Source organism: Parapedobacter indicus (genome assembly GCF_900113765.1).
GTDB classification, from domain to species: Bacteria; Bacteroidota; Bacteroidia; order Sphingobacteriales; family Sphingobacteriaceae; genus Parapedobacter; species Parapedobacter indicus.
The window spans coordinates 206,882-216,710 of sequence record NZ_FOQO01000012.1 but is presented as its reverse complement, the minus strand read 5'-3'; the positions used below and the strand labels follow the sequence as shown (position 1 = coordinate 216,710).

Below are 9,829 nucleotides of genomic sequence, written 5' to 3'. Positions count from 1 at the left end.
TGTGTCAGGGCCTGTTGGCCGTAGGTGGCAACCGACGTACACAGTAACGCCGATGCCATGATCAGTAATTTCCGTTTCATATATCTTTTTTCCCCTTATTCACTAATACCGTATTGCAAAGTATCCCTTCCGGTGCTCCCATTTTCCGTTCACCTTCACCTCCACGATGTAGAAGTACGTGCCTGCGGGCAATTGCTGCTGCGCCGTGCTGACGCCGCGGAACACCACCCGGTCGTTATCATAACCGCCGGCTTCCCACAGCAGCGTCCCGTTACGGCTGATCACCGTCACACGGTTCTCCGGGAAATCCTTTATACCTTCCACCATCAGGAACTCGTTGATCCCGTCGCCGTTCGGCGATACCGCCGGATGTACACGTACCGCAAAGTCCGAGGAACGATCCGTCACAACAATGGTCACCGTTACCGGTTCGGCCGCTTCGTGGTTGCCGTCGCCGGCCTGCGTGGCGGTGATCGTCACCGTACCCAACCGGAGGATGTCCAGCGTGCTGCCGCTCAATACGGCAACCTGCGGATCGTCCAGGCTCAATGTCACCGGCAGCCCGCTGCTCGCCGACACATCCAGCTGGATGCTGCCCGCATCCCGGTTCACCTCCCCGGGGGCCGTGAAGGTGATCGCCTGCCCTGCTTTCGTGACCGCCAATGTGGCACCGTGGTAGGTGAATGCGTAATCCGCCGACTCTCCGCCGCTTACCGTGATGGCATAGCTGCCCGGTACGCTCGTTTCCGTTGCATCCGTTGCTGCCGAAGGTATCCGGTCAAGCGAAGAGGCATCCTCACCGTTCATCCAGCCGCTATAGTCCAGTTCAAATGCAGGATTGGCCTCCCCGTAGGCGCGCGTAGCATCCGATGTGCGCACCGAAAGCGGCGCCTTGGCAATGTGCAGCGTTCGGCTCACCGGCGGGGCTGCCGAGTAGTCCGCATTGCCCCCCTGCCCTGCCGTGATCACGATATCGCCCGCGCCGTGAATGATAAGTTTGTTGTTTTCAATAACCGCTATATCCGTCGGGTTGCCGTCGCTGTCCGTTACCGCGTAGGTCACCGCCAAGCCGCTAGTCGCCGTGGCTTCCAGTGCGATCGGGCCGTCGCCATACACCCTGTCAGCAAGCGCATCGAATGCCAGCCACTGAGGCTTCCTATCGACCAGTTCCAGCCCGATGGATACCGAACGCTCGCCGCCACCGCCGGCAACCACGCCGTTAGCCTGCAGCGTATGCTCGCCCAGCTCCAGGTCCGCCGGAACCGGAAGCGAGCCGCCGAAGCTGCCGTCCGCGCCCACCGGAAGGTGGCCCACCAATTCCGGGGTGGAGAACAGGTACACCGTCACCACCGTTCCCGGCTCGAAACCGTTGCCGCCCACGTAAACCTGCGTCCCGTTCCCTTTGAGCAGCCGGATGATGGCATCGATCGCCGAGATCGGGATGCGCTCCCCGTCCGGGCCCACCGAGGCCAGTACCATTGCATAGCCCTCGCCGCTCAGGCGCAGGTATTCGCTGTCCACCACTTCCAGCATCACCGCCTCGACCTTACCGTCAGTCACCACCACCGGAACACCCGGATCCGGTTCTGGAAGGTTACCCTCCCCGTCCGGTACCGGTTCCGCCGGGATCACCGCCGCCGTGCCGCTGGCCGCTCCCGTGCCCACAGCGTTCACCGCCGAGACACGGAACAGGTAGGAGCGGTTGTTCGTAAGGCCGATCACCAGCGACCTTGCCGATGAAGACGCCTCACGCTCCGGTACCGTCCAGGTGGAACCGCCGTCGCCCGAGTACTCGATCATGTAATCGGTGACCTCCGGAACGGCCCCTTCCGGTGCCCCCCACTCCAGCATCACTTGCCGGTTGCCAGCCGTGGCCGAAAGTCCCGCCGGGGCATCCGGAAGGGCTCCCATCGTGAAGAGGACCGTGGTCTCGTTGCCCGCGGCATCCGTAACGGTAAGCGTGTATGCACCCGGCACCGTGATCGGCGTGCCCGCCGCGTACGGTGCGCCGTTCAATGTGGCCGTGCCCCCGTCAAAAGATGCTGTAGTCGTTCCGGCGTAAAGCCCGCCGTCTTCAACGCCGGTGACAACCGGTCCGGTTTTGTCTATTGCAAAGCTTACCGTAGTTTCGTTCCTTGCGTCGTCTGTGACCACCAACGTATATTCATCTTCTTCCGTAATCACAGTACCCGAGGTGAAGGGCTCACCATTCAGCGTCGCCGTGCCTTCGTTGAAGACAATCATTACCTCAACCTTATAAATCCCCCCATCGATCACGCCCAAAACCTCAGGGGCAACCGTATCAACAGTGACGACCTCCAGCTCAAACGCCGGAAGCGCTGCACCCAGTTCACCGTCGCTCACTTCGATAACGATACCTCCGGTAATGCCTATATCCCCATTGCTTGGCGTGCCGCTCAGTTCACCCGTGGCTGTATTGAAATCCGCCCAGTCTGGTTTGTTGGTTATGCTAAACGTAAGCGCATCACCATCGATGTCTTCCGCCATCGGAACAAAGCTGTAGGCAATGTCCTGCGCCACACTCGTCGCTGGCATACCGCTGATCACCGGTGCGTCATTTATATTCACCACCTCCACATCAAAGGCCGGGAGGCTGCTACTCAACGAACCATCGCTCACCGTCATTACAATACCTGTGGTCTCCCCCACATCCCCATTGCCTGGCGTGCCGCTGAGTTCACCCGTGGCTGTATCGAAGCTCGCCCACGCGGGTTTGTTGGTAATGCTGAAGGTTAACGTATCCCCGTCGATGTCTTCCGCTACTGGGACAAAGCTGTAGGCCGTATCCTGATCCACACTCAACGCCGGAGAACCGCTTATTGTCGGCGCACTGTTTACTGTCACAGTGAAGGCCGCCGTGCCTGTGTTACCGGCTTTATCCTCCGCACTCAACGTGATGGTGGTCGTTCCCGAACCGGAAGCTTCGACCGTCACGGTCCGATTTGCCCCCGAGCCGCCCAGCACGATATCGGCCAGCGATACCACATCCGGGTTAGAACTCGTGGCAGTCAAATCCAGGTCTGCAGGCAAGCTGCCATCGTCCCCCAACGTAACCGCCAGCAAACTGCTGGTTCCCCTCAGGGCTAGAAACTGGTCAGCTATTGCGGTCAGTGTCGGTGCCTGGGTATCAATCGTGATATGCAGGGCCGCAGATAGAACACTTGTATTGCCTGCTTCATCGGTTGCTGTTGCAGTAATGCCATGCACACCGTCATTGAGCGGGCTAACCGTAATGCTCCAGTTGCCCGATCCGTCTGCCGTAACGGTACCCACCACGCCGTCCTGGTCACTGGTCAGGACTACCGTGCTGTTGGGTTCTGCCGTACCGCTCAGCATCGGCGCATTGTTGCTGGTCAGGTTGTCGCTGTCACTCACCCCCGTATCGGTGGCGGCCAGCAGGTCAAGTGCGGCCGGAGCCGCCGGGGCCTGCGAATCTTCCACGATGGTCGGCACATCCATGGCAGCGGAGGTATTACCCGCCACATCTTCCGCGATGATTACAAAATCATTTTCGCTATCCGCTACCAACGGAGCAGTTAGGCTCCAAGTGCCGTCAACAACTACCGACATGTCCAGCGCCAGGGCATTGTCCGCCGCCCCATCGTTATCTGTATCCATATAGACCTTAACGGTAATGCCGTTTTCCGCATGTGTTCCGCTGATGGTATGATCATCCGCATTTACAACCGTTTCCGCCGCAGGTGACGACACGGCGGGCGCCACCGGGGCCTCCGTGTCCACTTGGGCGTTGGCATTGCCGGTCTGCACGAAAGTCAGGATCGCATCATTGTTTCCTGCATCACGGATAATATCGCCATTGAGCGAAATACCGTTGGAGGGAACAAGTACACCCGTGCCATCCGTATGGTCTCCGGCCTGTACGGTATATTGGTAAACCAGTATGCCGGCATTTTCACTCACAAAGCTGGCTTGTCGAATCGTTCCGCCGATATCGAGCGCCAGCGTGGAACCCGTACCGCTCACGGTCACATCGTCATCGAAGGTGATGCTCACCGCGATGATATCGCCTTCGGCATAGTAACCATCGGCAATCACCACGCCGGATACTGTTGGCACATCCGCATCTTTGCTGATCGTAGTGGTGACCGCCGCGGATTCATTGCCCGCGATGTCGACCAGTGTCAGGTCCACCGTCAGTGTTCCGTCGTTCAGGCTGGTCACATTGATATCCGTGAATTGCTGCGTTGCCGAACCGACCGCCAATCCAGAAGCGGCGACAGGCGTACCGCCGTTGTTGCCGGTAATTGTGAATGCCGCTTTGGTACCCGTTTCCGCACCGGCCAAGCTCAGGCTGATGGCGGTCTGATTGGCCGCGGTAACGCTCGCCTGGTCGAATGCTACGCTGCTGACAAGCGGGGCGGTTCTGTCAATTGTTACCGTCAACGCGTCGGAGTAGACACTTGTGTTACCCGCCACATCGGTGGCTGTAATCTGCAGTTGGTGGGTACCCTCCACCAAGCCCGATACATCCAGGCTCCAGCTGCCGTCGGCATTGGCCGTGGCATTGGTCAGGCCACCCTCCAGATCAGAGCGGGCATGTACCCGTGCATTAGCCTCCACCGAACCGGCCTCTCCCTGCAGGGTCAGGTCGGTCAGGTACGTGATGTTGTCTGTATTGCTTTCGCCCGTATCCGAGGCCGTCGCCAGCACCGGAGGTAAAGGCTTCGCATGCGGGGTGATATCGATGGTAATTTCCAGTGCAGGGGACGCTGCGGAAGTATTCCCTGCAGCATCCGTCGCCGTGGCCGTCAGGTTATGCGTGCCATCCGTCAGCGACGTGGTGGGCGTATAGCTCCAGATGCCGCTGCCATCTGACGTGATGGTACCCAGCACTCCGTCCATATCGGAGGTGACCGTTATGGCCACGTCGTCATCAGCCGTCCCGTTCAGGGTCGGTGTATTATCGTTCGTTATGCCATCGGCGGCGGTACCGGAATCAGATGCAGCATCCAACGCAAGGCCGGCCGGTATTCCGGGTGCATCTCGGTCTACGATATGCAATTCACCGCCGGCGAAAGCCGGTACAAAACCGTTGGTGCCATTGCCGTTCCCGTCCGTATCGGTAATCCCCGAGTTCGCATTCACATCCAGCCGCAACGTGCCCGTACCGTTTATCTCGTCAATTATCACCGTTACGGTATTGGCATTCACCGGAAAGTTGCTAGCGATATTCGCGCTTGCCGTACCCGTTGATGTAAGGACAAAATCACTTGTAGAGATATTCGCTGGCACCTCATCAAAATAAACGGTAAACTGGATGGCCTCTGCATTCGCCGAAGGCGAGCCGGCCACTTCTACAGCCGTTACCGTCGGCGGCGTCACATCGACTACGGCGACACTGATCGCACCATCGGCAGGCCCTGTATCTGCGACGTCGCGGATGCGCGTCGTAATCGTAAAATTCTGGTCGTTATCCGCGGAAGGGGTGAAGGCCACCGCGGCCAGCGCCGCATTCACATCGGCCACCGAGCCGGTTACCGTCCATACACCCGTACCGGCGTTGAAGGTTGATGTCGCAGAGCCAAAGGTACCCGTGCTCAGTGATCCAGCCGCCGGATTACTCATTGTCAATGTTGCGGTGATCGTCTCCCCCGCATCCGGGTCAGTCACCACGATATCGTCCAGCGCAACGGCACTGCCACCTTCCGCAGCGGTCTTCGACTGCGTCAGGTTGGTTGCCGTAGGGGCATCGTTGACGGCTGTAATGTCGACAGACACGACATCGGAGGCAGTGGAGAATGCAGACCCGCCGCCGTTTACTGTTGTGTTGGCCGTACCGCCGTTACTGCCCGAAGTGCGATCCCACGCCCGGAATGTAAGTGCATCGCTGATCGTGCCATTGACATCGGAAACGGGCTGGAAATATACCCGCACATCGGTTTGAAGCAACAATGCGGCAGTCTCCGACACTGAAGGAACGGAAGTCCAGGTCGTGCCGCCATCGAGTGAATACCAGAAAGTGCCCTGTGCGCTGGTCGCGATTACCGCGATTCCCTGCGATGCTCCGGCGTCGGCATCACTGATGCCTCCGGTAAGGGCAGATACCAACGTGCTGCCAGCGGTGCTACCATTTATCGGGGCCGCTGCATCTTCCGTGACGCTGTTCAACGCGGGCGAAGCACTGTCATCCAGTACCGGTGCATCGTTGGCTGCTGTAACCTGTAACGTAATCGTTTCAGTAACAGATTGTGATCCACCAGCCCCTGTATTGCCATTGTCGTCTATATCCACAGTAAGGGTCACATTGGCAGTCGCATTCAGCGCGGTGGTGTACGTCACGCCACTTGCAGCGATAAACGCATCGACGTCCGCGATCGTTCCCGTCAATGTCAGGGCGCTGGCGGTCCCGCCAAGGGTGACACCGCCTCCGCTTGTCGCCGACAACGACCCACTCGGAACGGATAAGGTCACGGTTATGGTTCCTGATTCCGCATCCACGTCGGCAAAGCTGATGCCGGTGAGCGCCGAAGATACATCCTCATCGACATCGATGGTGGCCGGAGCCGTTATCACGGGCGCATCGTTTACTGCCGTAACCTGTAGCGTAACCGTTTCGGAATCCTGTTGGGCCGCACCTGTTCCTGTGTTGCCGTTGTCATCTATTTCCACGGTTAACGTTACATTGCCCGCCGTATTCAGCGCAGTAGTGTATGTCACGTTGCTCGCAGCGATAAACGCATTGACATCCGCGATTGTTCCGCTCAATGTCAGGGCACTGGTGGTACCCCCAATGGTAACACCGCCTCCGCTGGTCGCTGAAAGCGACCCGCTCGGAACCGATAAGGTCACCGTTACATTACCCGATCCTGCATCCACATCGGCAACGCTGATGCCGGTGAGTGCCGTCTCAATATCCTCGGTCACAGTGATGGCAACCGGTGCCGTTATCACGGGCGCATCGTTCACCGCGGTGACCTCAACGCTTATCGTACCATCAGCAGGCCCTGTACCTGCCGCATCTTCGATATGCGTCGTAATCGTAAAATTCTGATCGTGATCAGCCGATGGTGTAAAAGCCACCGCGGCCAGCGCCGCATTTACGTCGGCCACCGAACCGGTTACCGTCCATACACCGATGCCGGCATTATAGGTTGATGTCGCCGAACCAAAGGTGCCGGTGCTCAGCGAGCCGGCAGCAGCGTCGCTGAGCGTGAGCGTGGCGGTGATGGCCTCGCCGGGATCGATGTCGGAGACGACGATGTCACCCAAGGCCACGCTGCCACCCGGATCCTCCGTGTAGCTGACTGTTTGGGAGAGATTGCCGTTGGCCGTTGGGGCGGTATTGATGTGTATTGGCAGCGCCCCCGAAGCGTCGCTGAGATTGCCGGCCGCATCTATGGTACGAACCACGACGAAATAGTCGCCAGCGTCCAGCGCCATGCCAGCGCTGACGGTGACGCTCCAGTTGCCGGAGCCATCCGCCGTGCTCTCGCCTACCTCCACCCCGTTGACGTACAGGTACACGGTGGCGTTGGCTTCCGCGCCCGTGCCGCTAAAGGTCGGGGTGGTGTCGTCTGTATTGTTGTCCGAGTCGGAGCTGCCGGTGTCGCTGTCCGCATCCATGTCGGGCGTGGAGGGCGCTGCGGGTTTGTCGGTGTCTATGGTCACCGATAAGCCGTTGGAGGATGTGCCTTCATTGCCTGCGAGGTCGACGCCGCGTGCGGTAAAAGAATAGGTACCTGCACCAAGGGCGTCCGAGGTGATGGTCCAAATCCCCGAGCCGTTGGCGGTCGCGGAACCGGCCAGCTCGCCGTCTGCGTACAACCGGACCACGTTATTGGCCGTGTGGGTACCGCTGAACGTCGGGGTGGTGTCGTTGGTGATATTGTCGGAATCGGATGAACCGGTGTCGCTGCCCGTCGCCAGATCGGGTACAGCGGGGACGGCCGCCGGTGGTGTGATGTCAATCGTGACGTTCACGCTGGAGGAAGCCGCGCCGAAATTCCCCGCATCGTCCTGGCCGCGTGCCTTGATGGACCAGGTTCCCGGGGAAAGATCCACGGTGGAGGTAATCGACCAGGTTTCGCCCGCGCCGGCGGTGCCGGTGCCGATAATTTCATTCAACGGGTCGGTGGCATCGCCGTTGCCGGCATTGTCGATGAAGAGCTGGACGAGGGTTCCGGCCGGGGCCGTGCCCGTGAACTCGGGTCGGCGCACGTTGGTGATGTTGTCGGTATTGGAGCTGCCGCTGTCGGACGTGGCGGCCAGGTCCGGGGTGGATACAACCGGTCCGGTCACGTCGATGGTAACGGAGAGCGAAGACGAGGGCGCGCTCAAGTTGCCGTCATCGGCACGCGCGGTAATGTCGTACGTGCCCTCGACGAGCTGGGCCGAGGTGATGGTCCAGTTGCCGGAGCCGTCGGCTGTTACAGAGCCGACTTCCACATCGTTTGCGTAGAGCCGGACGATCGTTCCTGCCCCGGCGGTACCTGTGAAGGTCGGCGTGGTGTCGTTCGTGAGGTTGTCGGTATTGCTGGAGCCTCTATCGCTGCTGGCCATCAGGTCCGGCACTGACGGCGCGTCAATTACCGGTGTAAACGTCACCGACATCAAGTCGAAAGAATCGCCATTATTTTGCTTTATTCGTAACCGAACAATATTGGCAAATGAACCCGTACCTGTAATCTCCGTGGTCAGATCGATTTCAGTTCCGCTATCGCTGGCCACATCTACATTGCTCTTGGTGACCACCGGTATAGCATTACCAGCTTCATAGCCATAAATGGTCACATCAGTCGCTGGATTTCCACCCCTGTCCGGTGTAGCGATATTTATACTGCTTACTCCAAAAGCATCTCCTGCGGGGTCCGCGCGGATGAAAAATTTAGAGTCAGCATTGAGGATACTTACGTAAAGATTATCCGTCGCTGTTCCGCTGATTACTTCTATATTACTCCCGGTTGTCGAAATGTAAGTTGTGAAACCTTCCCAGCTTTTGGTCGGATTAGCGGAGTAGTATTCCCCATTCCAAGTTACAAACGTTTTTGTTCCACTTAGTTGCAACACCTCCGTAAAATCCTTCATCGCCACCGAATTGGCCAACGGCTTTGCCTCAATATCCCCTTTCTGGATTTCCAGCTCCCAATCGCCATTGAAAGCCGCGTTCCCCGTAAGGTTGTCCGAAGCGGCCACATCTACATGCGTGCTTCCCTTGATCACCTCCAGGAATTCATCACCCGCCTCCCCTTTGCCCAGTTCACAGCCGTACAACAGCAAGTCGCCACCGGTTTTGACGGCCCTGTTAACCACCCCTGCAAACCCGGAATGATTTTTAAGCAGGTCAGCCGTTATGCGCGCATTGCCCAGCAACAGCTCCCCCGCACGGGCGTGCGAAACCACATGCAGGGCATTCAAGCCGTCGTATTGCGCCAGGGCTTGCATCAAAAACGCTAGCCCATCCACATCCCGCGGAATCTCCACCAGTTCGACCCCCGGTTTTACCAAATGGCTGAACTGCCGGTAATCCGCTATGTTTTGGTCAACCACCAATACTTCTTTTACCAACACCTTCCGGATGGCCAGTTCACCATCGCCATTCAACGGCAATTCCCGCATCCGGCTTAGTCGGGAACTACCATTATTAACCAAGCCTTTGGATATTCGAGCCAATGCCGGATCGACCCAATGGGTTTTACTGCCTGAGCCGTATGCACCCCGCCGGCCGCTGTAGTAGGCCGAGGTGGCTGCACTAACTGAAAACGGACTGGCCACCATGGCCAGTTGCATCAAGGCCGTGCTGATTCTTTTGCTTTTCATCGTACGATTGGTAAAACTCATCGTTGTAAGG

General features: G+C 58.5%; 1 protein-coding gene. It reads right to left on the bottom strand.

Annotated features, from left to right (window positions below):
* Window positions 1-102 precede the first annotated feature (102 nt).
* Complete coding sequence (locus BMZ56_RS21965; RefSeq protein ID WP_177195258.1) at window positions 103-9,798, bottom strand: Ig-like domain-containing protein; 9,696 nt, start codon at window positions 9,796-9,798, stop codon at window positions 103-105.
* Window positions 9,799-9,829: the final 31 nt, after the last annotated feature.

What these genes read in the sequence shown, in the direction of transcription:
- BMZ56_RS21965 (WP_177195258.1), bottom strand. Translation starts at nt 9,798, where the DNA reads ATGAAAAGCAAAAGAATCAGCACGGCCTTGATGCAACTGGCCATGGTG.